Below are 25,790 nucleotides of genomic sequence, written 5' to 3' on the forward strand. Positions count from 1 at the left end.
CAAACTTGCGGAGTGCGGCCATGTCGGCAGATGCGAAACGGCTCGATTGGGTGGATATGGCCAAGGGCCTTTCCATCTTCCTCGTCGTCATGATGTATTGCGCCTCGAGCATAGGCGAGGATACCGGCCAGACCGGGTTCCTGCACTGGTCCATCGCCTTCGCCACGCCATTCCGCATGCCCGAGTTTTTCCTGATCTCCGGACTGTTTCTGTCACAGGTGATCGCCCGCCCCTGGCGCGCCTTCGCTGATCGCCGGGTCGTGCACTACTTCTATTTCTACGCGCTGTGGGCGGTCATCCATATCGTCTTCAAGATCGCCCTGCTCGGTCGCGACCCCATCGGCGCCGCGAGCTACACGGCCTGGGGCCTGATCGAGCCCTATGGCGTCTTGTGGTTTATCTACATGCTCGCCGTCTTCGGCGCGGTCACCAAGCTGCTGTTCGAGCTTCGCGCGCCGCACTGGGCTGTACTCGCGGTCGCCGCAGGCCTGCAAATGGCCGGCATCCATACCGGCAGCTACGTCATCGACCAGTTCGCCACCTACTTCGTCTATTTCTACGCCGGCTACGTCTTTGCCCCCCAGCTCTTCCGCCTCGCCGATTGGGCCGTCGACCACGTCGGCCTGGCTCTGGCTGGTCTTGCCGCATGGGCTGTCGCCAACGCCGTCCTGGTGTTTGCGGGTGGCTTCGTCATGGGCCCGGTCCACATCCAGATGGGCTATGCGGCGCTGCCTGGTGTCCACCTGGCGCTGGCCCTAACAGGCACCTCGGCACTCTGCGTCATCGCTGCGCTGCTGACGCGCCTGCCCTGGATGGCCTGGCTGCAGTGGCTGGGCACCAAATCGCTGATCATCTACCTCGCCTTCGTCCTGCCCATGGGCATCGCCCGCACCGTGCTGCTCAAGGTCGGCGTTACCGATCCGAACCTGCTGAGCCTTGTCACCATGGTCGTTTCCATCGGCTCGCCGCTCATCCTGTGGTGGCTGGTGCAGCGCACAGGCCTCGGCAAGTTCCTGTTCGAACGTCCCGCCTGGGCGCATCTGCCCGGCACTTTGCGCGCGCGGCACCCGCGTGGCGAGGCAGTCGCGTCGCCCGCCGAGTAGTGTCGCCGCCAGATTTGGATCGCGAGGGCCGGGATATCCAATCTCGGCCCTTGCCTTTTTTGCCAAGACTCACCAAAAGGGCCTCGCAACTCCTGACATAGCGAGGACTAGCCGATGAAATCCGCCGTCATCGTCTTCCCCGGGCTCAATCGCGACCGCGACATGATCGCGGCGCTGACCAAGGTTTCCGGCACTGCCCCAGCCACGGTCTGGCACCAGGATGCCGACCTGCCCGATGTCGACCTGATCGTGATCCCTGGCGGCTTCTCCTACGGCGATTATCTCCGCTGCGGCGCCATTGCCGCGCGCTCGCCGATCATGGACCGCGTCCGCGACCGTGCTGCTGCCGGCGTCAAGGTGCTCGGCGTCTGCAATGGCTTCCAGATCCTGCTCGAAGCCGGCCTCCTCCCCGGCGCGCTGATGCGCAACCAGTCGCTCAAATTCGTCTGCCGCGAGGTCAAGCTCGAAGTCACCAATGCCGACACCGCCTTCACCCGCGGCTACGCGCAGGGCCAGGTGTTCCGGTGCCCCGTCGCCCATCATGACGGCAACTATTTCGCCGATAGCGAAACGCTCGCCCGCCTCGAAGGCGATGGCCGCGTCGCCTTTCGCTACGCCGAGGGCACCAATCCCAACGGCTCCATCAACGACATCGCCGGCATCTTCAACGAGCAAAAGAATGTGCTGGGCCTGATGCCCCACCCCGAAAACCTGATCGAATCCGCCCACGGCGGCGACGATGGGCGGGCCCTGTTCTCCGGGCTGCTGGGCGAGGCCGCATAATGAGCGTGCGCGCGCCGGTCAATCCGCGGCGCCTGCTCCCCTGGCTCGGGCTCGCATTCGGTGCGGCTGGCCTGGGTCTGCAATTTATGCTGTCCATGCAACTGGCCTTCGCCAACGGGCGCGACTTCCCCGGCTTTCTCGGACATTTCTTCGCCTACTACACCATACTGACCAATGTCGTTCTGGTCCTGATTTACCTGTCCGAAGTCCTGCCCGCCGCCTGGCTTGAGCTGTTCCGCAGCCCGGTCGTGCGCGGCATGATGGCCGCCAATATCGCCCTAGTCGGCCTTTACGTGTTCTTCGTGCTGCGACACCTGGCGGTGCTCGAAGGCCCGGACCTGCTGGCCGATAACATCCTTCACTACCTCAATCCCACACTCTACATCCTGTGGTGGGTCGCCGCTCAGCGCCACGGCGTGCTGCGCTGGGCCAACCTGCCCATCATGCTGGTGCCCACTCTGGTCTATTTCATCTATGCGATGGCCCGTGGCGTCTGGGTGCAGGAATACCCCTACCCCATCCTCAACGCGATCAAGCTGGGCTATGGTCAGGTTCTGATCAACGCGGCCTACATGACCATCGGCCTCACGGTGCTACTGGCCATCGTCATTGGGCTGGATCAGGTCCTGTCCCGCCGCTGGAACGTGGTCCATGACTGACGCTGCGCACCTGATGAGCGTTGCGATCCTGATCTTCCCCGATGTGGAAGAGCTCGATTTCGTGGGTCCCTGGGAAGTTTTCACCATGGCCAAGCTCCTCGGCGCACCGCTTTCGGTGTTCACGCTGGGTTGGCCCGATAGCAACATCACCTGCGCAAAGGGCCTAAAGGTCACCGCCGACTATCCCTTCGCCGATGCGCCGCACGCCGACATCGTGCTGGTGCCCGGCGGCAAGGGCACTCGGGTGCTAGCTCAGGATGACGGCTTCAACACCGCCCTGCGCCCCTATCTGGCGGCAGCGACCTGGCAAACCTCGGTCTGCACTGGCTCAGCTCTATTGGCGCGCGCTGGTTTCCTCGAAGGCCGGCGCGCCACCACTAATCGCGGCGCCCTCGATTTCCTGCGCGCCCATGCGCCACACACCTACATCCTTGACGAACGCTACGTGCATGACGGCAGCGTGGTAACCAGCGCCGGCGTCTCGGCCGGTATCGATATGTCGCTTTGGCTTGTCGGGCACCTGTTCGGCGAGGACCTCGCCCGCTCGACCCAGACCCGCATGGAATATTTTCCAGAGCCTCCCTACGGAAAAACCTCTTGATGACCTACCAGAACAACATCGAAATCACGCCGCAGCTCGTGGCCGACCATGGCCTCAAGCCCGACGAGTTCGAGAAGATCGTGTCCCTGATCGGTCGTCAGCCGACCTATACCGAGCTCGGCATCTTCTCGGCGATGTGGAACGAGCACTGCTCGTACAAGTCGTCCAAGAAGTGGCTGAAGACCCTGCCGACGACGGGTCCGCGCGTCATCCAGGGTCCCGGGGAAAATGCCGGCGTCGTCGATATCGGCGACGGTCAGGCCGTGGTCTTCAAGATGGAATCGCACAACCATCCGAGCTTCATCGAGCCCTATCAGGGTGCGGCGACCGGCGTTGGCGGCATCCTGCGTGACGTCTTCACCATGGGCGCCCGTCCGGTCGCAGCGATGAACGCGCTGCGCTTCGGCTCCCCCGACCATGAAAAAACCCGCCATCTCGTCTCCGGCGTCGTGGCTGGCGTCGGCGGCTATGGCAATGCCTTTGGCGTCCCGACTGTGGGCGGCGAGGTCGAGTTCGACGAGCGCTATAACGGCAATATCCTGGTCAACGCCTTCGCGGCCGGCCTCGCCGATACCGACAAAATCTTCTACTCCAAGGCCGAAGGCGTCGGCCTGCCCGTCGTCTATCTCGGCGCCAAGACCGGGCGTGACGGCGTTGGTGGCGCCACCATGGCTTCGGCTGAATTCGGCGGCGATATCGACGAAAAGCGCCCAACCGTTCAGGTCGGCGACCCCTTCACCGAGAAGCGCCTGCTCGAAGCCTGCCTCGAATTGATGGCCACCGGCGCCGTCATCGCCATCCAGGACATGGGTGCGGCCGGCCTCACCTGCTCAGCCGTCGAAATGGGCGCCAAGGGCGACCTCGGCATCGAGCTCGACCTCGACAAGGTGCCGGTGCGCGAAACGCATATGACGCCCTACGAGATGATGCTCAGCGAAAGCCAGGAGCGCATGCTCATGGTGCTGCATCCCGAGAAGGAGGCGGAAGCCCGCGCCGTCTTCGAGAAGTGGGAACTCGATTTTGCCACCGTCGGCCACACCACCGATGACTTGCGCTTCCGGGTGAAATGGCAGGGTGAGGAAGTCGCCAACCTGCCGATCAAGGAACTCGGCGACGAGGCGCCCGAATATGATCGGCCGTGGACGCCATCTGTCCCCGCCCCGGCCCTCGCCGCCGATGACATCCCACAGATGGATGTCGCCGATGCGCTGCTAAAGCTCATGGGCAGCCACCAGATCGCGTCGCGCCGCTGGGTCTATGAGCAGTATGACACCCTGATCCAGGGCAATTCATTGCAACGCCCGGGCGGCGATGCCGGCGTCATCCGCGTCGAGGGCCACCCCACCAAGGGCCTGGCCTTCACCTCCGACGTCAATCCGCGCTATTGCGAGGCCGACCCCTATGAGGGCGGCAAGCAGGCCGTCGCCGAAGCCTGGCGCAACCTGACCGCCACCGGTGCCGAGCCGCTGGCCGCCACCGACAATCTCAACTTCGGCAATCCGGAACGCCCGGAAATCATGAGCCAGCTCGTCCATGCCATCAAGGGCATCGGCGAAGCCTGCCGTGCGCTCGACTTCCCCATCGTCTCGGGCAACGTCTCGCTCTACAACGAAACCAATGGCCGCGGCATCCTGCCGACCCCGACCATTGGCGGCGTCGGCCTGCTGCCCGATTGGAACAAGATGGCCCGTATCGGCTTCGCCGCCGAAAACCAGGTCATTCTGCTCGTTGGTTCGCCCGCCACGCGCGGCACCCATCTGGGCCAGTCCATCTACCTGCGCGACCTCTTCGGCCGTCGCGACGGCTCTGCGCCGCCGGTCGATCTGGCCCATGAGCGCCGCACCGGCGACTTCGTCCGCAAGCTGATCCGGTCCGGCATCGCCACGGCCGTTCACGACCTGTCCGATGGCGGCCTGGCCGTCGGCCTCGCCGAAATGGCCATCGCCTCGGGCATCGGCGCAACGGTCGTCGATCTGGTCGAGCATGATCCGATCCTGCAATATTTCGGCGAAGATCAGGGGCGCTACCTCGTGACCATCAATCTCGACCCGCAAGGCGACGAGATTACCGACCTGTGGCGCGAGAGCGACGCCCTCGGCGTCTTCTGCCCGTGGATCGGCACCACCGGCGGCACGGACCTGATTCTGGGCGAGGCTCGCGCTATCCCGGTCGCCACGCTCAAGACGGCACATGAAGGCTGGTTCCCCAGCTACATGGATGGCGCTGCTGCTTAATTAACATTGCCGCCTTATGATCGCCGCTCTTTGGAGTGTTCTCACACTCAAGGGGCGGCGTCACTTTTTCGGAGACTACGATGAACCTTCGTCCGGCAATTGGCGGCCTTGTGGCCCTGTCTCTCGGCTTGCTGCCGGCCGTAGCCCTGGCTCAAAGCGTCAATGTCAGTCGTTCCATTCTCGCCAACCAGCCCTACACCCTCATCTACCCCGACACGATGATCGCTTCGGGGGAGGCGGGCGGCACCGTCACCATCAATCACCCGAATGCCCCGCTGCAATGCGATTTGACCATAGTGCCGGTCGAAGACACCGAATGGACGGCCGAAAACGCGCTGGCTTCGCTCGACGACGGCGAAGTGACCGCGAGCTGGGCCGAGACCTTTGCCGGCTTCACGTTGGGCACCAAGGCCACCACGGCCTACCAGAGCGGTACTGCATTGATCTACGAAGGCACCAGCACCGACTCGCCCATGGGCGTACCGTTGACCATCGTCCATACCGAAACCGTCGACGCAGGCCGCGGCTACACGCTCGATTGCCTGTTCGCCACCGACGTGGCCGCCCAGGCTCGCCCGATCGTCAACTTCATCGTCGCCAATTTCTCGACACGTTCCGACGCCGAATGCTGCATTGGCGCGACGGTGGACGAGCCGGCCAACCCCGCCCAATAGGGGAGTTTAGTCAGGCCCGTATTGAAGCGGCCTCCGCCCTGCCATATCTTGCAGGAGTCGGCGGTCTTGCCGACGATACGAGGAGTTGAGCCATGCCAATGGATGCCAGCGAAATCGAGCGCCGGATCAAGGCAGCTCTCCCTGATGCCGATATCGATATCCGGGACCTGGCCGGAGACGGCGATCACTATGCTGCCACGGTGATCTCCGAGCAGTTCCGCGGCAAGTCGCGCGTGCAGCAGCACCAGATCGTCTATGCGGCCCTCCAGGGCGACATGGGCGGCGCTTTGCATGCCCTGGCCCTTCAGACCAGCGCCCCGGAATAGCCGTGTCGCTGCGCGACTCGCTTGATCTGATCCGCACGGTCCGCCCCGAGGCCGGCACCGCCGCCCTCGAGCACGAGATTCTCGCGGAGCGCGCCTCCTCGCTCAGCGGCGCCGAGCGTAAAGTCATAAGCACCATCGCGGCCCTGTCCGCCGGCGAAGGTGAACGGGCGACGATTCTCGCTGAAGCCCGGGAAGCCGTCTGGGCCTACTTCGTCCAACGCGAACTGATCGGCTTCCGCCGCCACAGTGACGTGATTCAAGAGCTGAACATTCCCCGCGAAGTCCTTGCCGGACTTGGCGCAATGACGAAACACAAAGCGTGACCCGCGCCGTCCTGCTCGATGTCGATGGCGTGCTGGTGCATGGCTATCACACGAACCCTGCTCGGGTCCGTCCTTGGGACAAGGACCTTTTGGCCGATACGGGCGTAGACCCCGATCGCTTCCGCCAGGAATTCATCTTCGATATCTTCGTCAAGAAGGTCATCGTTGGTGAAATGGCTCTACTCGATGCGCTTGAGCGCCGATTGCCACCGCTCGGTTATCGTGGCTCACCAATGGCGTTCGCCCACTACTGGCTCAATCAAGACAGCGTGCTTAACGAGCCACTGCTCAACAAGGTTCGCATCCTCAAGGCCCGCGACGACGTCCGCCTCTACATAGCGACCAATCAGGAACACCTGCGCGCCCACTGGCTCTGGAGCCATCTCGGCCTCAACCAGCTTTTCGAAGACATCTTCTACTCCGCGCGCATCGGCGCCCGAAAGCCCGATCCGAAATTCTATGCCTTCGTTGACAGCAAGATAGGAGCACCGAACGAACCGCCCCTGTTCTTCGACGACACCCCTGCGGTGATCGCAGGTGCCCGTGCCGCGGGTTGGGAAGCCGTGCAATTCGACACCATCGACGATTTCACTAGTCACCCCTGGATAGCAGCCCGGATTTGACGTTCAGGGCGCGTTCATTGGCAGGGCTTCTCGTTGCCGCCTTTTCTGCCCCGGCCCAGGCCGACGACATCGCCTGTTATGGCAGCGACAGCCACTTCGCCGTCTTTGTCAAACAAACCGCAGACCTTGATAGCTATGTCTATTTTGGCGAGCGCGAATATCTCGATGCGCCAATTCCATGCGGCGCCGACAGCATGGATTTGGCCTTCCTCAAGGCTGGCGAATCCATCGACCAATTTTTCGGTCTTTTCAGCAACCTTGCCGTCACCGGCTCCAGCACCGACCCGTTCACGATCATTTCCGTCTTCGAACTCCCCAAAACCGAGCCCATATACTCGGTCTGGGCACTGGATTACGTGGTCGGCCCCGGCGGCATTGTCTTCTTCGAGGAGACCGACACACCAGCCACGCCCGAAACCTGCCCAGAATATGAGAACTTCACGATGGGCGGCATGAGCGCAATCATGGCCGAGCAAAAACTCTATGATCTGGCAACCAAAGAGGTGCAATCCCTTGGCGAAATGCGGTGCTTTCAAATGCCCTGAGGTTGAACGAACATCGCCTGTTGCCGATGGTGATCTCGACAGCGCCGTTCTCCTGTCCTATCTAGAGGCAACAGCATCCGGCCCTTGACCCCGGCTTACAAGAGGTTTCTCCCATGACCGACATCAACGCTTTCATCGACGACAAGGTGAAGAACAACGACGTCTTCCTGTTCATGAAGGGCTCGCCGGACTTCCCGCAATGCGGTTTTTCCGGCCAGGTCGTGCAGATCCTGAACTATCTCGGCGTCGAATACGGCAGCGCCAACGTGCTGGAAAGCGCCGAGCTGCGCGACGGCATCAAGGCCTACACCAACTGGCCGACCATTCCCCAGCTCTACGTCAAGGGCGAATTCGTCGGCGGCGCCGATATCGTCCGCGAAATGTTCCAGGCCGGCGAACTGCAGACGCATTTCGAAAAGGCAGGCATTGCCGTCAAGCAAACTGCCTGATTTCCTGCAGCATGCTTCCATCACGCCGGGCCTTGTGCCCGGCGTTGCTATTTGGCGGGCACGTCTGCCGAAAGCCTGATCTCGCGCAGCGGCCGAACCCGGCGGGTTGCTTCGGCATAAGTCGGATGCGCCTTGTAGGCCGCCAGCGCCGACTCGTCGGCGAATTCGCCGTAGACCACCACATCCACCTCATTGGAAATCTGGTCCACCTTGGTGTTCCGCGTCACCTCGAAATGCAGCGAGTGCGGAATCGTGCCGAGTAGCTCCAGACCCTCGCAGATCGCGTCCAGGTTTTCCGATGACTTGGCGGTGAAGAAGACGATATGGCGGATCACGGCACGGCTCCAAATGGTCGTCAGCCTTGTAGTCCCATCAGCGGCATTGATGGGCGCCATTCAGCAATATTGCTTTGCGTGATGATGTCGCAGGCGTAGATAGAACGTCCACCCTTTGGATGCTCCCCATGACCTCGTCCGCCCTCCGCCCCGCAGTCCCCCTGCTTGTGCTGATCATTGCCGGCTGCATTATCGCGGCGATCGGCAATGGCGTCCGTACCAGCTTCGGCCTCTTCACGCTGCCGATGACCGGTGATCTGGGCCTGACACGCGAAGGCTGGGGCATGGCCATGGCCATCCAGAACCTGGCCTGGGGCATTGCCCAGCCCTTCGCCGGCGCCTTCGCAGACCGCGTCGGCACCGGCCGCACGGTTGCGGCGGGTGCGGCCATCTACGCCCTCGGCGTGCTCGGCATGGCCTTCTCGCCGGATGCCGGCATCATGACCCTGACCGCCGGCGTGGTGACGGGCGTCGGAATTGCCGTCTGTTCGTTCAGCGTCGTCATGGCGGCCTTCGGGCGTTCGGTGCCAGCCGAAAAGCGGTCGCTGATCTTCGGCGTCGCCACCGCCGCCTCGTCCTTCGGCCAGTTTGCCTTTGCGCCGATCAGCCAGGGCTTCATCAACGCCTTCGGCTGGCAATCGGCCCTGCTCTATCTGGCCATGGCGCTGTTGCTGATCATCCCGCTCAGCTATGCCCTACGGGGACGCACCGAGAACGCGGTTGGCCAGGCCGACCTGCCCTTCATGGAAGCCCTCGCCAAGGCATGGGGCTACGGCTCTTACCGGTTACTAGTCATCGGCTTCTTCGTCTGCGGTTTCCATCTGGCCTTCATCAACGTCCACATGCCCGCCTACCTGGTGCAATGCGGCCTGTCGCCGGAAGTCGGCAGCTGGACCATCGCCGTGATCGGCCTGTTCAACATCGTCGGTTCGCTGCTGGCTGGATATCTGGGGGGCCGCCTGCCCAAGCAGATGCTGCTGGCGACGATCTACTTCCTGCGAGCCGTGGCGATTGGCGCGTTCCTGCTGATCCCGGTCAGCGAAATCACCGCCTACGCCTTTGCCGCCGCCATGGGTCTGCTCTGGCTCTCCACGGTGCCCCTGACGGCCGGCCTGGTCAGCCTGTTCTTCGGTGCTCGCTATATGGGCATGCTCTATGGCATCGCCTTCCTCAGCCACCAGATCGGCTCCTTCGTTGGCGTATGGCTGGGCGGCTATGTCTTCGACCAGACCGGGTCGTACAGCCTGGTCTGGTATCTGGGCATACTGCTCGGGCTGGGCTCCGCGGCGATTCACCTGCCGATCAACGAGCGCAGCGCCCCCAATTTCGCGCTGAAAGCGGCCTGACAGAGGATCGGCCGGGATTAATGTTTCCCGGCCATCCGACCTTGCAAACGCGGTGTCATGGGTTCATGGTCCGCGAAATTATTCCAGCGCTGGTCCTTCTCCGGCGATTTTCCTGAGATTCTTTCATGTCTGATCATTTCACGCGGGTTCTCTCGCGCCCCGAATTCATTGCCCTCATGGCCGCCCTCATGGCCCTCAACGCGCTGGCAATCGACGTCATGCTGCCGGCGCTGCCCTATATGGGCGAGGCTCTGGGCGTCACCAGCGAGAACGAACGGCAGTTCGTGATTTCGGCCTATATGCTCGGCATGGGTATTGCCGTGCTGGGCTTCGGCCCGCTGACCGACCGGTTCGGGCGTCGCGCGCCGCTTCTTGTGGGCATGGGCATCTATATCCTGGCCGCTCTGGCCGCGGTTTTCGCTCCAAGCTTCGGCATCCTGCTCGCGCTTCGCTTCATCCAGGGCATGGGCGCCGCCAGCGTGCGCGTCATCGCCACCGCCGTGGTGCGCGACCGCTATTCGGGCCGCGAGATGGCGGAGGTCATGTCCCTGACCTTCATGGTGTTCATGGCCATTCCCATCGTTGCGCCCGGCATCGGCCAGGTGATCCTGCTCGTGGGCGAGTGGCACAACATCTTCATCTTCATGGGCCTCTTGGCCCTGGCCTTCTGGATCTGGACCTTCATCCGCCTGCCAGAGTCCTTGGCGGTCGAACACCGGCGCCCGCTGAGCCTCCGCTCGGTGCTGGACGGTTTCCGCATTGTCTTCACCAACCGCGTCGCCATTTCCTATGGCCTTGCCGGCACCTTCCTGTTCGGCGCGCTGTTTGGTTTCATCAGCTCGAGCCAGCAGATTTACGTCGATATCTACGGGCTGGGCGTCTATTTCCCGGTGGCCTTCGCCGCTATGGCCGGCCTGATGGCGGTGTCGTCCTTCACCAATTCGCGGATCGTGCGGCGGTTCGGCATGCGCCGCCTGTCACATGGCGCCATGCTGAGCTACACCATTTTCAGCGGCATCTGGCTGGCCTTTGCGCTGAGCGGCTTCCTGCCGCTTTGGCTGTTCTTCTCGTTCCTCGCCATCATCATGTTCAGCTTCGGCTGGGCCGCGTCCAACATGAACTCCCTGTCCATGGAACCCCTCGGCGCGGTAGCGGGCACGGCCTCGGCGGTGTTCGGCTTCATCCAGACGGTGGGCGGCGCATTGATCGGCAGCTATACCGGTCAGCATTTCGACGGCACCACAGTTCCCACTGCGACCGGTTACTTCGTCATGGGCGTTTTGGCGCTGATCTGCATTCTCGTTGCTGAGCGCGGTCGGCTGTTCGGCGTGGGCGAGCAATACGCCCACACCGATATGAGCCACAGCGGCGGGCACTGATCAGTCGGCCGCAGCCGGTGGCAACTGGCTGCGGTCGGCATAGACATGGTCGACCAGTCCCCAGGCCTTGGCCTGTTCCGGGCTCATGAAGTTGTCGCGCTCCAGCGCGGCCTCCACTTCCTCAATGGTCCGTCCGCAATGCTTGGCATAGAGGCTATTCGTCAGGCGCTTAAGCCTTTGGCTCTCCTGGGCGTGCAACACGATATCGGTGACCTGGCCCTGATAGCCGCCGCTCGGCTGGTGCAGCATGATTGAGGCGCTCGGCAGGCAAACGCGGCTGCCGGCCTCCCCGGCCATCAGCAGCAGCGTGGCCGCTGACATGGCCATGCCGAAGCAAAGCGTGCCGACCGGTGCCTTGATGAATTGCATGGTGTCATACATCGCCAGCGCCGATGTCACCACACCACCGGGCGAGTTGATATAGAGCGAGATTTCCTTCTGGGGGTTCTCGGCCTCCAAAAACAGCAACTGGGCGCAGACCAGCGAAGCCATACTGTCCTCTATTTGGCCGTTTATGAAGATAATCCGCTCCCGCAGCAGCCGCGAATAGATATCGAAGGAGCGTTCCCCCCGGCTCGATTGTTCGACGACCATAGGGACGAGCTGCATCATGTCGCGCATAGGCGATCTCCTTGAGTTTTGATTAATTCACTGAGTCATCCCGGCGAAGGCCGGGATCCAGGTCCGCGTCCCGCCGCGACATCCGGGGCGTTGATGTCTCCCCGCATGGATTCCGGCCTTCGCCGGAATGAGGCGGTGATAGGGGGGAGACCGTGCGCTACGCCGCCAGCATGGCCGGGCCGCGCAGATTGCTGTTGGCGGCGGCAGGCATCGCCATCGGGGCGTGGGTCAGCCGGAACCAGGTGCCGCCATCATTGGTCGGCGTAAGCTCGAAGGTTACGAGACTGTCCTCAGCACCGACGATCGCGCCCTGCCCCGACTCACGCCAGCGATAGGTGAGGCTCCTGTTTTCCTCTGATGTGACCACGTCGAGGTCGACGGCCTGCGCCGGCTTGAGCCAGCGTTCGAGATATTCGGGGATGGTCAGCGCGCGCCATACCTTTTCGGGCGGCGCATCGAGGGCACACTCGAATATCAGAGCGTCCGGATCGGCAATCATTGGTCCATCTCCTTGAGCAGATCCTTGAGGGCATCGATGCGATCGGGCCAGAAGGCGCGATAGCGGGCCAGCCACTCATGCAGCGGCGCCATGCCCTGCGCCTCGACGCGATAATTGGTGAAGCGGCCGTCCTTGCGCTCGCTGACCAGCCCGGCACCACGCAACACAGCAAGATGTTGGCTCATGGCAGGCTGCGAGATGGCAAAGCCCTCGCGCAACTCGGTAGCGGTCATTTCCGCGCTGGCCAGCCGCTCGAGAACGGCCCGCCGGGTGGGATCAGCCAGCACTTTGAAGATATCGACATCACTCATGCCAACACATAAGCACAAACTTATGAGTCGTGACAAGGGGTGTGCGATCAATCGCGTTGATGAACGCGATCACCAAAACGCTGTTGATCCTTGGGAGCGAGTCTCATCAGATAGGCAGCCCTCCTCGCCTGTCCAATCGAGCTTTCCATGTCTCTCGCCAACGGCCGTTCCTACCTCGCCATTCCCGGACCGTCGGTGTCGCCCGATCGCGTGCTCAGTGCCATGCATCGCACCGCCCCAAATATCTATGAGGGCGAGATCGTCGATATCACGCGGTCGATCATCCCTGATCTCAAGCGCGTGGCGCTGACCAGCCAGCATGTCGCCATCTACATCACCAATGGTCACGGCGCCTGGGAAGCCGCCATCACCAACATATTCTCGCGCGGCGATCGTGCCTTGCTGGCCGCGACTGGCCGGTTTGGCCATGGCTGGGCTGAACATGCACAGCGGATGGGGATAGAAGTCGACATCATCGACTTCGGCAAGGCCGGAGCCGCGGACCCGCAGCGCATCGCGGAGGCCTTGCGCGCCGACACCAATCACACCATCCGCGCCGTGCTGGTGACGCATGTGGACACCGCATCAAGCGCACGCAACGATATTGCCGCCATTCGCGCGGCCATCAATGCGGCAGGCCATCCGGCGCTGCTGGCGGTCGACGCCATCGCCTCGCTGGGCTGCGACGAGCTGCGCATGGATGATTGGGGCATCGACGTCATCATCGGTGCCAGCCAGAAGGGCCTTATGCTGCCGCCCGGGCTCGGGTTTGTCTGGTTTTCGGACAAGGCTCTTGCGGTGTCGCAGCGGGCCGGACTCTCGACGCCCTATTGGGACTGGCGGCCGCGCGGGACGGGCACCGAGTTCTGGCAGTTCTTCGGCGGCACGGCGCCGACGCACCACCTTTATGGGCTGCGTGAGGCGCTGACCATGATCCTCGATGAAGAGGGGCTGCCGCAGGTGTGGGAGCGCCATCGGCGGCTCGCCAGCGCCGTTTGGGCGGCGTTTGATGCCTGGGGCAAGGGTAGCGCCATTGCGCTCAACGTGGCCGATCCGGCAGCGCGTGGCTGGTCGGTGACGGCGGCGACCATTCCGGCGGGCGGTGCAGGCGCCTTGCGCCGCTGGCTCGAAGCTGAAGCAGGGGTGACGCTGGGTATCGGGCTGGGTATGGCCCTGCCGTCGGAGCCGGCCTATCAGGATTTTCTGCGGGTCGCGCATATGGGCCATGTGAACGCGCATATGACGCTGGGCGTGTTGGCCACTATGGAGGCTGGGATGCAGTCGCTGGGGATACCGCATGGGCCGGGCGCGGTGGAGGCCGCGGCGAGGGCGATAGTGGGTAGTTAACTTTCAACCACACACAAATCGTCACCCTCGGGCTTGACCCGAGGGCGTTTCTCTTTTGCGAATTCAATAAGTGTAGAGCCCTCGGGTCGAGCCCGAGGGTGACGAGCTGTGGGCGGGGACAGTACAGCGGCCGCCTAGAACGTAAAGACTTCGCGCCGCAATAGGTCCCAGGTCGCACGATCCGTCGTGACCAGCAGACCACCACCGGTGTGGCTCGGCAGATAGTCCGAACCGTCGAGGCGCGCGGCATAGGCACCAGCTTCCTGGCTGATCAGCACGCCGGCCAGGTGATCCCAGGGCATCAGCTTGTTGTAGCAGAGGAACTGGCCGTGCCCGGAGACGAAGGTACGATATTCGTGGCCGGCGCAGCGGAAATTGGCGAGCATACGAACCTTGGCAGTATTGGCCAGGATTTGCGGACGGGTTGCGGCCGGTAGATAGGCCACCGAGGCCATGCCGACCATTTCGGGCAGCGGCAGAGGATCGGCCACGCGCAGGCGCACCGCTTCGCCATTGGGGCGACGCAACCAGGCGCCAGCGCCCTTCTCGGCCATGACCCAGTCATCGCCCATCGGATCGTAGACGATGCCGGCCACGGTCTCGCCGCCCGACACCACCGAGGCCATGCAGGCAAAGAGCGGCAGGCCGGCGGCGTAATTCGCCGTACCGTCAATCGGGTCGACAACCACGGCTAGACCGGCAGTGGCGAGGCGGTCGAGCAAGGCCGGGTCGGCCGCGACCGATTCCTCGCCCACGAACAGCGCATCCGGCATCCATTGGGCAATGGATGCCTTGATGACCTCTTCGGTGGCAACATCCGCTTCGGTGACCAAGTCGATGGCTTCGGTCTTGGTCTGGACCATGGACGCGTCAAGCCTGCGGAACCGGGTCAACGCCTCCGCGCGCGATGCGTCACGAAGGATATTGGCAAGTTCCATGGCGTCGAAGGTCACGAGGCGGTCCTTTTGTCGAAGAGAGCGTTGAAATCGAAGAGCTTGGTGTCCAGCATGTGGCTGGCGTTGACGTTGCCTAGCGCGCGGATCATGACATCCTTGCGACCTGGCATGCGCTTTTCGATTTCTGACAGCATGGCCTTCATCGCATTGCGCTCCAGCCCGTCCTGGCTGCCGCAGAGGTCGCAGGGGATGATCGGAAACGCCATGGCGTCGGAGAAACGCTGCAGGTCTTCCTCGGCGCAATAGATCAGCGGGCGCAGCACTTCGAGGTCCCCCTCGTCATTGAGCAGTCGCGGCGGCATGGCGGCCAGCCGTCCGCCATGAAACATGTTCATGAAGAAGGTTTCGAGGCTGTCGTCGCGATGGTGGCCAAGCACCAGCGCGGTGCAGCCCTCCTCCCGCGCGATGCGGTAGAGATTGCCCCGGCGCAGGCGCGAGCAGAGCGAGCAATAGGTCGCTCCGGCCGGCAACTTGTCGGTGACGATCGAATACGTGTCCTTGTATTCGATACGGTGAGGAATACCGAGACCAGCAAGGAATTCGGGCAGGATGTGCTTGGGGAAGTTAGGCTGGCCCTGATCGAGATTGCAGGCCAGCAGCTCCACCGGCAATAGCCCGCGCCACTTGAGGTCGAGCAGCAGCGCCAGGAGGCCATAGCTATCCTTGCCGCCGCTGAGTGCCACCAACCACTTCTCGCCGGGCCGGACCATGCCGAACTTGTCGAGCGCCTCGCGCACATTGCGGATCAGCCGCTTGCGCAGCTTGTTGAACTCGACGCTGCGCGGCGCATGCGCATAGATCGGCTGCGCGCCGGTTTCGGCCTCGTCGGCCGGGGCCTCCATGACCTCACTCATGGCGAAACTCTCTTTCGTACAGTCGCGTAGCTGATAGCGCCCCCTGCCCCCGAGGGAAAGGGAAACCGACCGCTGCAAACCTTACCAAAGCTTAACTTCCCTTTCTTGCTTTAGTCGGAATGCAACAGTTAGATGAACCGTCCTCTCGGCACCCTGGAGTCTCGCGGTGTTTCGATCATTCTTTCCTGAACCCAAAATCTTCTTCCCTTCGGGTCTGCTGTGGATCGGGGTGGCCATGGCCATTTGGTTTACGGCAGGGGAAGCCCTATCCGGCGTCCTGAGTCTGGGACCATGGCTTGGCGTTGCCCCAACCGAGGCCAGTCCCGATCCGTTCCTGTCTCCCGACAAGATCTGGCTCTACCAGTACGTGCTGATGACCGGGTATTCGTTCTGCCTGTTCTGGTACTTCTACCGGCGTCACTACTGGTACTGGTGGTCGGTCGTCGGTACCGTGACGATCCTCGAAGTCACCTACTTCACCGTGCAGTTCGACGCCTGGACAAACGGCTGGAACGGCACCTTCTTCAACCTGCTCCAGCAGGCCTCGTCCAACCCAGGCACGGTCACCTTCGAGCAGATTGCCGAGCAGACCTATATCTACGCCGGCGTGATGGCGCCCTACATCATATTGCTGGTGCTGCTCACCTTCGGCACATCGCACTACGTGTTCAGGTGGCGCCGGGCGATGACGTTCTACTACATGAGCCAATGGGAACGCCTGCGTCACATCGAGGGTGCCTCTCAGCGCGTGCAGGAAGACACGATGCGCCTGGCGCAAATCCTCGAACGCCTCCTCGTCGCCTTCTTCGACTCGATGATGACGCTGGTCGTGTTCCTGCCCCTGCTCTATGGGCTCTCGTCCAACGTCACAACCGTGCCGATCATCGGCAATGTCGACGGCGCTTTGGTCTGGGTGGCCCTGGTTCTAGCCGCCTTCGGCACCGGCCTTCTGGCTCTGGTCGGCTATCGCCTGCCAGGCCTGGAATTCCACAACCAGCGCGTGGAAGCGGCTTTGCGCAAGGAACTCGTTTATGGCGAGGACGATGAAGCTCGCGCCCAACCGGCCACGGTGCGCGAACTGGTTGCCGGGGTCCAGAAGAACTATTTCCGCCTCTACTGGCACTACACCTACTTCAACCTGGCGCGTTACTCCTACGGCAACGTCGCCAGCATCCTGCCCATGCTGGTGATGGCCCCATCCCTGGTGGCGGGGGCGATGACAATGGGCACGTACCAGCAGGTGGTACTGGCCTTCAATCGCGTGTCGGCCTCGTTCCAGTTCTTTGCCACATCCTGGCCGACCGTGGTCGAGCTACTCTCGGTGTACAAACGTCTGACAGCTTTTGAGAGTAACATTCCTCCCGGGGCGCCTCTGGTGGTCGATGCCAAACTTCCGGCTCACCCGGCGCCACACACCGAAATCGTGGATGTCGGTACGCCCAGCGGCCCCTGACATCACGGACCAAAACAAAAGGGCCGCTCCGAGGAGCGGCCCTTTCCAATTCTGTAATTCGACTTCGCTTAGCGCGAGTAGAATTCGACGACCAGGTTCGGTTCCATCTGGACCGGGTACGGCACATCCGACAGACCGGGGACACGGGCGAAGGTGGCGGTCATCTTGTTGTGGTCGACTTCGACGTAGTCAGGAACATCGCGCTCGGCCAACTGGGTGGCTTCGATCAGCACGGTGAGCTGCTTGGAGCGCTCGCGCACTTCGATCTTGTCGCCAACCTTGACCTGGTAGGACGGGATGTTGACGCGCTTGCCGTTGACCAGGATGTGGCCGTGCGACACGAACTGGCGCGCAGCGAACACGGTGGCAACGAACTTGGCGCGGTAGACGATCGCGTCCAGACGGCTCTCGAGCAGGCCGATCAGGTTCTCGCCGGTATCGCCCTTAACGCGGGCGGCTTCGGTGTAGAGGCGCTTGAACGCCTTCTCGGTGACCGAACCGTAATAGCCCTTGAGCTTCTGCTTGGCGCGGAGCTGCAGACCGTAGTCCGAGAGCTTGCCCTTGCGGCGCTGACCATGCTGGCCGGGGCCGTAGGCACGGGCGTTGAGTGGGGACTTCGGACGACCCCAGATATTTTCGCCAAGACGGCGATCGATCTTGTACTTGACTGAATGACGCTTCGACATCGCGTATCCTTTTCACGTGTTGAATGGATCGCGCCCTCCTCTGCCGCCCTTGCGGGTGGCCGACAGATCCCAATAATTTAGGGAATCCCGGGTGCGCCTATGGACCAATGGCCCGGATAGGTGGGCGCGTCATAGGCAATTGCGACGGTTCCGTCAAGCAGCCTCGGGGGCACTCGAGCCGTCGGCTACCATCTTCTTGTCCAGCGAACGCTGATTGCGCAGGCCGGGGAAGATGAGACTCCAGACGATGGCGACGCCGATCGCGCCTATGCCGCCGACGGCCACGGCAGCGACCGGACCGATGAAATGCGCTACCGTACCGGCGCGGAACTCGCCCAACTCGTTGGACGCACCGATAAACACCGAGTTCACCGCATTGACGCGGCCGCGCACCTCTTCGGGCGTCCACAACTGCATGATGGTCTCGCGAATGGTGACGCTGACCATGTCGGAGGCGCCGACGAGCGCCAGCGCCGGGATGGAAATCCAGACGGTGGTGGACAGACCAAAGATGAAGGTGAAGAGGCCAAACAGCCCGACGAACAGGAACAGCAGTTTGCCGGCATGGTCGCGGATCGGGAACTTGGTGAGATAGAGCGCCATGACGATGGCGCCGATGCCCGGCGCAGCACGCAGCAGGCCCAGCTCCTGCGGACCGGCATGCAGAATGTCCTTGGTATAAACCGGCAGCAGCGCCACTGCGCCGCCCATCAACACGGCGAACATGTCGAGCGAGATGGCGCCCAGCACCACCTTGTTGGAGAAAATGTAGCGGAAGCCGCCGAAAATGGTTTCGAGACTGGTGGCTTGATGCGACTCCCGCTGCTGGGGCTTGGGGATCAGCAGGACGGAGACCACCGCGATAACCAGCAGGGCTGCACCTGTGCCAAAGGCCACGGTCGGGGCGATGCCATAGAGCAGACCACCTGCGGCCGGACCCAGAATGGAAGCCATCTGCCACGCCGAGGCGTTGACGGTGATGGCGTTGCTCAGCGCCTCCGGCGGCACGAGATTGGGCGCCAGCGACTGAGCTGCCGGCCCCCAGAAGGCGCGGGCGGTGCCCAGTACGATGAGAATGCCGAAAATCGGCCAAACCTCGTGCGCCTCAGCGTTGACGAAGGCCAGGAAACCCAGTGCACAGAGCAGCTCGACCGAGAGACAGACTGCCATGATGCCACGGCGATTGAATCGATCGGCCGTAAGACCGGTAACGAGAATGAGCAACAGTGCCGGCAGGAACAAGCTCAGGCCCACTAGGCCCAGCAGGAAAACATTGCCGGTGACGTCATAGATCTGCCAGGCAATCGACACCGACATGATCTGCACTGCGAAACTGACTAGCAGCGTCGTCAGCCAGAAGAAGCGGAAGCCGATATAACTGAAGGCTATGCGGGACTTGTCTTGCGGGGTGGGCGTGCTCATGGCTTGGGCTTGCCATGACAGGAGGTTGCAGTCAAAGCCGGAATGCCGCCATTGCGTTCGCGGCGCGCGATTCTCAGTTCTTGTTGCTCTCCGGCTTCTGCCGATTTGGATTGGGCCGCTCGTGGCGGCGGTCGATCGACGAAATGACACCTCGCAGGGTGCGGATTTCCTGGCTGGAGAAATTGCCGCGAGTCAGGGCCGTCCGCAGATTGTTGACCATGCTCGGCTTCTTGTCCGGCGTCGTGAAGAACCCGCTTTGATCGAGCACACCTTCCAGATGTTCGAACAGGCCAACCAGTTCGCTGCGCGGCGCCACATCGGACAGGCCACTGCCAAACGGCAAGGCGTCGGCCTGTCCCGACTGACGCCGCCACTCATAGGCCAGGATCAGAACAGCCTGCGCGATATTGAGCGAGGCGAATGCCGGCTCCACCGGTAGCGTGACGATCATGTCGGCCAGCGCGACCTCTTCATTGAGGAGGCCCCACTTCTCACGCCCAAACAATAGACCGGCGCCCTGCCCGCCACGAATATGGGGCGTCATCCGCCGCCCGGCCTCGTCAGGCCCGATGACCTCCTTCTGCATATCGCGAGAGCGCGCAGTGGTCGCATAGACCAGCGTCAGGTCGGAAATGGCCTCTTCCAGGGTTTCGAACACGCGCACCTTGTTGATCACGTGATCGGCGCGCGATGCAGCGGCTACCGCCTTCTCATTGGGCCAGCCGTCACGTGGGCGTACCAGGCGCAGGTCCCACAGGCCGAAATTGGCCATAGCGCGCGCCGCCGTGCCGATGTTCTCGCCCAGTTGCGGCTCGCACAGGATCACGGCCGGCGACGGCAAATAGGCAATTTCCTGCGATTTGTCGGTTCCGGCCATACCGCTATTATCTCCCGAGGCTTGCCGCGGAATAGTCGCGCACCTCGACGCGGTCGCGCCCCGCATTCTTGGCGTCATACATCGCCCGGTCAGCCAGCGAAACCATTTCGACGAGGTCCGGTACCGGCGAACCGGAAAACGCAACGCCCACGCTGACGGTGACCTTCTGCAGCCCGCCGCTCTCGAGCACGACGACCAGGTTGGCCACGGAACGCCGCACCCGTTCGGCGACATTGGTCGCTTCGCGCTGGTTGACGCTGGGGAGGACCAGGGCGAACTCCTCCCCGCCCAGCCGGCCAAAGAGGTCGCCCTGACGGATCGATGAGCGAATGGCCGCGGCGATCGCCACCAGTACACGGTCGCCCGACAGGTGACCGTGTGTATCGTTGATCTGTTTGAAACGATCGGCGTCGACCAGCAGGACCGCGACGGTGCCCTGCTCGCGCCGCAGCGTCTCGAACATCTCGCCGCCCAGCGCCTCGAAAGCGCTTCGCGTCATGGCATCGGTGAGAGGATCATGATGCGCCAGGCGCTTGAGTTGAGCCACCAACCGCCGGCGATCGGCCGTGACGCTGGCGACGAAGATGGGTCCCAGCGCGATTACCGCCACGCCCAGATGAACCATGGCGACTCCACCACTCGTCAGCTTATCGCCGGCGAACAGTTCGAAGCGACCCAGAGTGAGACCAAGCACATTTATGGTCGAGTGGATCATGATCAGCAACGCCACCACCGGCACAGGCAGAACGAGCGCGCACCAGATCAAGGCCGGGATCGGAAACGCGACGGCCATTGGATGTGAGACCACCAAACTTAGGTAGACCGTCGCCACCAGCGTGGCGATTGGCGGCGCGGTCTCCGGTACGGCAGCGAGCCAGGTCTGCACGGTCTCTGCCCTTGGCCTGGTCGTGGGGAAGGTCAGGACGGCCGGTAGGATAGTGAGATAGTTGACGAGTTCTGCCGCCAGCCAGCCGAGCCAGGCATCGAAATATGATGCTGGTGACGGCCCGCTGATGGCTATGCTGCCCAGCACGGCTGCTGCCGCCGATGCCACGATGGCCGCCACCAGGAGGGCCAGAACCCCAGCATGCACCGACAGGGCGCGTTCCTCGGGACTTCTGCCGGAGAACAGGAAAACGAAGGTGACAACGCCGGTGAGATTGGCAAGCGTCATGAGCAGGAGGACGATCGGATCGTCGCCAACCAACGCTCCCGCGCAGAGGTATCCCACTGCGGCGGCCAAGATGGCGGGTAATTTTCGCGGCGACCCCGAGCGGACCAATATGCCGGCCAGCAGTGCATTGGCTGGCCAGAAGGTCGCGAACAGGCCAACCGGCCGCGACAGGACGCCCAAAAGGGCGGCCACCAGTACAACGACGGCAAGGAGGGCAAGGCGGACGGGAGGCATAGAGAGGGCGTTGCGAAAACGCCCCAAGGCACGGCTGGTCACGACCATAGAGGGGTCCCAATACATATGCTTCATCAGGACCGTCGGACACCAAACCCCCTCGATCTGGCATTCTTGAAAGCAATCCTGGACGCCACTAAAGCAAAGAACTAGTGCAGCGTCTGTATGGTCGCATAGGACCTATGCGATTTTTGTCGATATCGCAGAGTAGACAGCGTCGCTATTGTTGCGCGCGCGCGATCAGGCGACGCGATGCCTTGGTGGCAACTCTCTGACCTTGCTCGAGCGCTGCCATTCGCGGTCTAGGATCGCGAAATGCAGTTCCTCATCCCACTCGCCCTGGAACAGTGCGTGCTCCCGGTAATGCGCCTCCAGCCGCAGGCCGAGCTTCTGCATCAGCTTGATGGAGTGGTGGTTGCGACCATCGCAGCGGGCAAAGACGCGGTGAATGCGAAAATGGTCGAATGCGAGATCGAATAGCGCCGCCAGCGCCTCGGTCAAGTATCCGTGCCCGGCATAGCTGGGATTGACGAGAAAACGAACCTCACCCTGTCCTGCCGTGGCGTCTGACCAATGCAGCGAAACGTGGCCGAGCAGCTGGCCATCACCCTTGCGAACCATTGCCAGTGTCAGCGTATCGCCGGGTCGCTGCAAGCTCACGTGTCCGCGCATGATATTGAGAGCGCTCGCGACTTCGGCAGCGTCGCGCGTGCGGCTGAACACGTAGCGCTGCATTGATGGCAGCGCATGATAGGCACTGAGCCCCTCCACATCAGCCCGTTCGAATGTCCGCAGGATCAGGCGGTCGGTTTCGATGGGTAAGGTCAGTGATGACATGATTGCGCGCTCCCTCGGGATCAGGTGATGCCCGAAGCCACAACGTCACCGGAGTCGCCGAAGTTCCTGCGATCTGCTGGAAAATCCTGCTACGGCAAAACTGCCAGAAATGCTGCTCTAATCGCTACTTTCCGGGTGCCGCATCGCATGCCATTCCTGCCAGAGAAGGGCATAGACAAACTCTTCGTCCCAGGCACTTTTAAAGATGGCGTGCTCGCGAAAATGCGCCTCCCGACGCATGCCCAACCGCTCCATCAGCCGCCAGGAGCTGTCGTTCCGCACGTCGCAGCGCGCAGCGATGCGATGCATGTCGCCTGGCCCGAAACCCAGATCGAGAATGGCATTGGACGCTTCCGTGGCATAACCGTGCCCGTGATAGGTTGGATTAAAAATCCACCCGATCTCGCCCTGTCGCGCATCGACGCTGCGCCAGATCAGTGACACTTCGCCAATCAGCGCACCGGTCTCGGTCAGCTCGACGGCCAGGATGATCTTGTCGCCCTCGGCTTCCAGCGCCACCTGAGCGATCCGCTGCTGCACGGCCAGAGCGCATTCTTCCCGGCTGAGCGCGACATCGAACAGATAGAGCGCCACGTCGTCCAGCCGCCGATAGGCGAATACCGCATCGACATCGCCACGGGTAAACGGGCGAAGCGTCAGCCTCTCGGTCTGCAGCGGATAAGTCGGATAGAGTGCCATGCCGTCCCCTTCTTGGCCGGGCGCACTTTTGCCACTGTCGCCCCCAAACGCAAGATCGCTGGTCTTGATCCGTGCCGGTCAGCGTGTCAGCCTTGCCCGATGAGCACAACCCATCGTCCCACCATAAAGGCCACGACAACCTGCGCCTGCGGGGCAATTGAAGTCAGCATCAACGGGCCCGTGCTGTCGATGCTGCTATGTTCGTGCCTCGACTGCCAGAAGGCCAGCGGCACTGGCCACTCAAGCGTGGCAATGGTGCCGGCGACTGCGTTGAGCCTTCGCGGCACACCAAAATCCTTCGACAGACCAAGTGATTCGGGGGCGACCTTCACGCGACACTTCTGCGCCGGTTGCGGCACCCCGCTCTATGGTCAATCTTCTCGGGCGGCCGACATGCGGATGCTCCCGATCGGGCTATTTGCGGGGAATAATGACTGGTTTGCGCCCGGCCAGCTCATCTTCGCCCGCTCGCATCAGGAGTGGGACGAGATCGCCGCCGGCCTGCCTCGGCACGAAAAATACCGGACTTCCCAAGCGTAGATGCCAACCACCACCCGGCCAAGCCGGGCGGTGACTGGGGCAAGGCGTCAGATCTTGCCGAACACCAGGGCAGCGTTGACGCCGCCAAAGCCGAACGAGTTGGACAGCACGTAATCGACCGCCTTAGCCTTGGGCTGGTTGGCGACAAGGTCGAATGCAGCGGCTTCTTCCATCGGGTCGACGATATTGATCGATGCCGGCAGCAGGCCTTCACGCAGGGCCTGAATGGAAATCACGGCCTCCATGGCACCCGCGGCACCCAGCATGTGGCCGGTGGCGGACTTGGTGGACGAAATGGCGAGATCCTTGCCGCGGCCCGGAAACACCGCTCCTATGCCGGCGAGCTCAGCCGCATCGCCCACCGCCGTCGACGTGGCGTGGGCGTTGACGTAACCGATCTGGCTCTGGTCGATGCCGGCCATCTCGATGGCATTGCGCATGGCAACCTGGGCCCCGGCACCGTCAGGTGAACCGGCCGTCAGGTGGTATGCGTCGGCCGAGGTGCCGTACCCGGCCAGGACCGCCAGTGGCGTTGCGCCGCGCGCCTTGGCATGGCTCAGCTTTTCAATGACCAGCACGGCGGCGCCTTCTGATAGCACGAAGCCGTCATGACCCTTGTCGAAGGGCCGGGAAGCCTTATCCGGGGTATCGTTGAACGTGGTGGCGAGCGCGCGTGACGCGCCGAACCCACCAAGCGAAATGGGATCGACCGAGCCTTCGGCTCCGCCAACCACGGCGACCTCGGCCTCTCCGGTCAAGATCAGGCGCATACCGTCGCCAATAGCCTGGGCCGAAGCCGCGCAGGCCGTGACAGGCGTGCCGATCGGTCCGCGGAAGCTGTGCAGGATAGAGAGCCAGCCGGCTGCCAGATTGGCCAGAAACGATGGCACGGTGAACGGCGACAGCCGGCGCGGACCCTTGGTCTGGATGATCTCCACAGCGCGCGCCATGACCGGCGAACCACCAACGCCCGAGCCGATAATCGTGGCCGTAGCCATCTGATCCTCGACCGAGGTCGGATGCCAGTTCGCCTGCTCCAGCGCCTCGTGTGCCGCGCCGATGGCATACTGGATGAACACGTCCATCTTCTTGATCTCTTTGCCGTCGATGAACTCGGCAGGATCAAAGCCGTTCGGATCGGCCGGATTGGCTGGAACCAGCCCGGCAATGGTGGCGCCAAAGCCTTCCGTATCGAAGCGATCGTTGTGCACGATGCCGCTCTTGCCTGACGTCAGGCGGCTCCACATGGTCGGAACACCCACACCCAGAGGGCTGACCACACCCATGCCGGTAACGACGATGGGATCGGACGGATCGGGCTTGAGCATTCTGTCTCCTTGGGTTGTGGTCTTTGTCGGCTAAAGCCGGGAAAGCTGCTGCAATGCCGTGATGACCACGGCGAAATCTGGGCGGACGAGCGTCTCGCGCAATTCGGCCTGCGACGCCCGCCACACCGGCAGCATCTGCGCGACCAGCTCCCGCCCCGCGTCGGTAAGGGCGCAAACGCGACCATTGGCGCGAGACGGACGGGTCGAGGCGACGACGCCCTTGGTTTCAAGCAGATCGAGATTGCGCGACAGTGTCGTGCGGTCCATCGCGATGCTCTCTGCCATCTCGGTCACCGACAGACCCGGGCGGCTTTGCAACGACGTCATAATGGTGAACTGCGCTGCCGTTACACCGAAGGGGCGCAACTTGCGGTCCGCACGCCGGGTAATGGCGCGCGCTGCCATCCGCGTATTGAGCACCAGACACTGCGAAAAATCGTCCTGCATCGCCGCGATATAGTCGTGCATATACACGGCGTCAAGCCGGGCAAGCCCCCATGCCGAGCCAACCTTTGCGCTTTGCGTTCGCGATGTTATACGGCTGGCAGCAGGGCCTAAGCGGCCAGAACAGC

Annotated in this window: 30 protein-coding genes; 16 read left to right on the plus strand and 14 right to left on the minus strand. The window is 62.6% G+C overall.

What is annotated here, in order from left to right:
- The first annotated feature begins 20 nt into the window (after positions 1 to 20).
- From MF606_RS12505 to grxD, 11 genes are all read left to right on the plus strand, one after another.
- On the plus strand, positions 21 to 1,103 hold the full coding sequence (locus MF606_RS12505; protein WP_240229577.1) for an acyltransferase family protein: 1,083 nt from the start codon (positions 21 to 23) through the stop codon (positions 1,101 to 1,103).
- 114 nt (positions 1,104 to 1,217) lie between these two features.
- A complete protein-coding gene (gene purQ, locus MF606_RS12510) occupies positions 1,218 to 1,886 on the plus strand; it encodes a phosphoribosylformylglycinamidine synthase subunit PurQ (RefSeq protein WP_240229578.1) in 669 nt (222 codons plus the stop codon).
- Positions 1,886 to 2,545, plus strand: a complete 660-nt coding sequence (locus MF606_RS12515) for a Pr6Pr family membrane protein (protein ID WP_240229580.1) — start codon at positions 1,886 to 1,888, stop codon at positions 2,543 to 2,545. The genes purQ and MF606_RS12515 overlap by 1 nt, the downstream gene beginning before the upstream one ends.
- A complete protein-coding gene (locus tag MF606_RS12520) occupies positions 2,538 to 3,146 on the plus strand; it encodes a DJ-1/PfpI family protein (protein WP_240229581.1) in 609 nt (202 codons plus the stop codon). Before MF606_RS12515 ends, MF606_RS12520 begins: the two co-directional genes overlap by 8 nt.
- Positions 3,146 to 5,380 carry a phosphoribosylformylglycinamidine synthase subunit PurL gene (gene purL, locus MF606_RS12525; protein ID WP_240229583.1) on the plus strand — a complete coding sequence of 745 codons (2,235 nt, stop codon included), beginning with the start codon at positions 3,146 to 3,148 and terminating at the stop codon, positions 5,378 to 5,380. The genes MF606_RS12520 and purL overlap by 1 nt, the downstream gene beginning before the upstream one ends.
- An 80-nt stretch (positions 5,381 to 5,460) precedes the next feature.
- Complete coding sequence (locus tag MF606_RS12530; protein WP_240229585.1) at positions 5,461 to 6,054, plus strand: hypothetical protein; 594 nt, start codon at positions 5,461 to 5,463, stop codon at positions 6,052 to 6,054.
- Between the two features lie 92 nt (positions 6,055 to 6,146).
- Positions 6,147 to 6,380, plus strand: coding sequence for a BolA family protein (locus tag MF606_RS12535; protein WP_240229587.1), 234 nt, complete (start codon positions 6,147 to 6,149; stop codon positions 6,378 to 6,380).
- A 2-nt stretch (positions 6,381 to 6,382) separates the two neighbouring features.
- Complete coding sequence (locus MF606_RS12540; RefSeq protein WP_240229588.1) at positions 6,383 to 6,703, plus strand: DUF6665 family protein; 321 nt, start codon at positions 6,383 to 6,385, stop codon at positions 6,701 to 6,703.
- Positions 6,700 to 7,326, plus strand: a complete 627-nt coding sequence (locus MF606_RS12545) for an HAD-IA family hydrolase (protein ID WP_240229590.1) — start codon at positions 6,700 to 6,702, stop codon at positions 7,324 to 7,326. The genes MF606_RS12540 and MF606_RS12545 overlap by 4 nt, the downstream gene beginning before the upstream one ends.
- A gap of 17 nt (positions 7,327 to 7,343) precedes the next feature.
- On the plus strand, positions 7,344 to 7,871 hold the full coding sequence (locus tag MF606_RS12550; protein ID WP_240229592.1) for a hypothetical protein: 528 nt from the start codon (positions 7,344 to 7,346) through the stop codon (positions 7,869 to 7,871).
- 113 nt (positions 7,872 to 7,984) lie between these two features.
- The gene (grxD, locus tag MF606_RS12555; RefSeq protein WP_240229593.1) at positions 7,985 to 8,320 is read left to right on the plus strand and encodes a Grx4 family monothiol glutaredoxin; all 336 of its coding nucleotides are present in this window, start codon (positions 7,985 to 7,987) and stop codon (positions 8,318 to 8,320) included.
- A gap of 47 nt (positions 8,321 to 8,367) precedes the next feature.
- On the opposite strand, the gene MF606_RS12560 is transcribed toward grxD, so the two are convergent.
- A complete protein-coding gene (locus MF606_RS12560; protein ID WP_240229595.1) occupies positions 8,368 to 8,655 on the minus strand; it encodes a Dabb family protein in 288 nt (95 codons plus the stop codon).
- A gap of 128 nt (positions 8,656 to 8,783) precedes the next feature.
- Here MF606_RS12560 and MF606_RS12565 point away from each other — a divergent pair, with 128 nt between their 5' ends.
- A complete protein-coding gene (locus MF606_RS12565; RefSeq protein ID WP_338084371.1) occupies positions 8,784 to 10,001 on the plus strand; it encodes an MFS transporter in 1,218 nt (405 codons plus the stop codon).
- Between the two features lie 125 nt (positions 10,002 to 10,126).
- Positions 10,127 to 11,380: a multidrug effflux MFS transporter gene (locus tag MF606_RS12570; RefSeq protein ID WP_240229598.1), complete on the plus strand. Its 1,254-nt coding sequence runs from the start codon at positions 10,127 to 10,129 to the stop codon at positions 11,378 to 11,380.
- Here MF606_RS12570 and MF606_RS12575 read toward each other — a convergent pair whose 3' ends face one another.
- The 3 genes from MF606_RS12575 to MF606_RS12585 all read right to left on the minus strand — a co-directional run bounded on the left by MF606_RS12575 (position 11,381) and on the right by MF606_RS12585 (position 12,811).
- Positions 11,381 to 12,001 (minus strand): ATP-dependent Clp protease proteolytic subunit, encoded by a 621-nt coding sequence (locus MF606_RS12575; RefSeq protein ID WP_240229599.1) that lies wholly within the window; start codon positions 11,999 to 12,001, stop codon positions 11,381 to 11,383.
- Between the two features lie 157 nt (positions 12,002 to 12,158).
- Entirely contained in the window at positions 12,159 to 12,500 is a 342-nt protein-coding gene (locus tag MF606_RS12580) for an SRPBCC family protein (RefSeq protein ID WP_240229600.1), read from the minus strand.
- Entirely contained in the window at positions 12,497 to 12,811 is a 315-nt protein-coding gene (locus tag MF606_RS12585) for an ArsR/SmtB family transcription factor (protein ID WP_240229601.1), read from the minus strand. The genes MF606_RS12580 and MF606_RS12585 overlap by 4 nt, the downstream gene beginning before the upstream one ends.
- A gap of 147 nt (positions 12,812 to 12,958) precedes the next feature.
- Here MF606_RS12585 and MF606_RS12590 point away from each other — a divergent pair, with 147 nt between their 5' ends.
- Positions 12,959 to 14,158 (plus strand): pyridoxal-phosphate-dependent aminotransferase family protein, encoded by a 1,200-nt coding sequence (locus MF606_RS12590; RefSeq protein WP_240229602.1) that lies wholly within the window; start codon positions 12,959 to 12,961, stop codon positions 14,156 to 14,158.
- A gap of 134 nt (positions 14,159 to 14,292) precedes the next feature.
- On the opposite strand, the gene MF606_RS12595 is transcribed toward MF606_RS12590, so the two are convergent.
- Together MF606_RS12595 and ttcA are read right to left on the minus strand one after the other, a co-directional pair.
- A complete protein-coding gene (locus MF606_RS12595; RefSeq protein ID WP_240233842.1) occupies positions 14,293 to 15,096 on the minus strand; it encodes an inositol monophosphatase family protein in 804 nt (267 codons plus the stop codon).
- A gap of 11 nt (positions 15,097 to 15,107) precedes the next feature.
- Positions 15,108 to 15,956: a tRNA 2-thiocytidine(32) synthetase TtcA gene (ttcA, locus tag MF606_RS12600; RefSeq protein WP_420842261.1), complete on the minus strand. Its 849-nt coding sequence runs from the start codon at positions 15,954 to 15,956 to the stop codon at positions 15,108 to 15,110.
- A gap of 178 nt (positions 15,957 to 16,134) precedes the next feature.
- Here ttcA and sbmA point away from each other — a divergent pair, with 178 nt between their 5' ends.
- Positions 16,135 to 17,421, plus strand: coding sequence for a peptide antibiotic transporter SbmA (gene sbmA / locus MF606_RS12605; RefSeq protein ID WP_240229605.1), 1,287 nt, complete (start codon positions 16,135 to 16,137; stop codon positions 17,419 to 17,421).
- A 68-nt stretch (positions 17,422 to 17,489) separates the two neighbouring features.
- Here sbmA and rpsD read toward each other — a convergent pair whose 3' ends face one another.
- From rpsD to MF606_RS12635, 6 genes are all read right to left on the minus strand, one after another.
- Positions 17,490 to 18,107 (minus strand): 30S ribosomal protein S4, encoded by a 618-nt coding sequence (rpsD, locus tag MF606_RS12610; RefSeq protein WP_240229607.1) that lies wholly within the window; start codon positions 18,105 to 18,107, stop codon positions 17,490 to 17,492.
- A gap of 153 nt (positions 18,108 to 18,260) precedes the next feature.
- Positions 18,261 to 19,529 carry an MFS transporter gene (locus MF606_RS12615; RefSeq protein ID WP_240229608.1) on the minus strand — a complete coding sequence of 423 codons (1,269 nt, stop codon included), beginning with the start codon at positions 19,527 to 19,529 and terminating at the stop codon, positions 18,261 to 18,263.
- A 73-nt stretch (positions 19,530 to 19,602) separates the two neighbouring features.
- On the minus strand, positions 19,603 to 20,406 hold the full coding sequence (locus MF606_RS12620) for an RNA methyltransferase (protein WP_240229610.1): 804 nt from the start codon (positions 20,404 to 20,406) through the stop codon (positions 19,603 to 19,605).
- Positions 20,407 to 20,413: 7 nt separating this feature from the next.
- Positions 20,414 to 21,772: a GGDEF domain-containing protein gene (locus MF606_RS12625; RefSeq protein ID WP_240229611.1), complete on the minus strand. Its 1,359-nt coding sequence runs from the start codon at positions 21,770 to 21,772 to the stop codon at positions 20,414 to 20,416.
- Positions 21,773 to 22,054: 282 nt separating this feature from the next.
- On the minus strand, positions 22,055 to 22,651 hold the full coding sequence (locus MF606_RS12630) for a GNAT family N-acetyltransferase (protein WP_240229612.1): 597 nt from the start codon (positions 22,649 to 22,651) through the stop codon (positions 22,055 to 22,057).
- Positions 22,652 to 22,768: 117 nt separating this feature from the next.
- Positions 22,769 to 23,350 carry a GNAT family N-acetyltransferase gene (locus MF606_RS12635; RefSeq protein WP_240229613.1) on the minus strand — a complete coding sequence of 194 codons (582 nt, stop codon included), beginning with the start codon at positions 23,348 to 23,350 and terminating at the stop codon, positions 22,769 to 22,771.
- Between the two features lie 189 nt (positions 23,351 to 23,539).
- Here MF606_RS12635 and MF606_RS21715 point away from each other — a divergent pair, with 189 nt between their 5' ends.
- Complete coding sequence (locus tag MF606_RS21715; protein WP_476728696.1) at positions 23,540 to 23,890, plus strand: GFA family protein; 351 nt, start codon at positions 23,540 to 23,542, stop codon at positions 23,888 to 23,890.
- 47 nt (positions 23,891 to 23,937) lie between these two features.
- On the opposite strand, the gene fabF is transcribed toward MF606_RS21715, so the two are convergent.
- Both fabF and MF606_RS12650 read right to left on the minus strand, forming a co-directional pair.
- Entirely contained in the window at positions 23,938 to 25,218 is a 1,281-nt protein-coding gene (gene fabF / locus MF606_RS12645) for a beta-ketoacyl-ACP synthase II (protein WP_240229616.1), read from the minus strand.
- Positions 25,219 to 25,248: 30 nt separating this feature from the next.
- The gene (locus MF606_RS12650; RefSeq protein ID WP_240229617.1) at positions 25,249 to 25,686 is read right to left on the minus strand and encodes a MarR family winged helix-turn-helix transcriptional regulator; all 438 of its coding nucleotides are present in this window, start codon (positions 25,684 to 25,686) and stop codon (positions 25,249 to 25,251) included.
- Between the last annotated feature and the right edge of the window lie 104 nt (positions 25,687 to 25,790).

Origin of the sequence: Devosia lacusdianchii (genome assembly GCF_022429625.1) — a bacterium.
In the GTDB taxonomy this organism is placed as follows: Bacteria; Pseudomonadota; Alphaproteobacteria; order Rhizobiales; family Devosiaceae; genus Devosia; species Devosia lacusdianchii.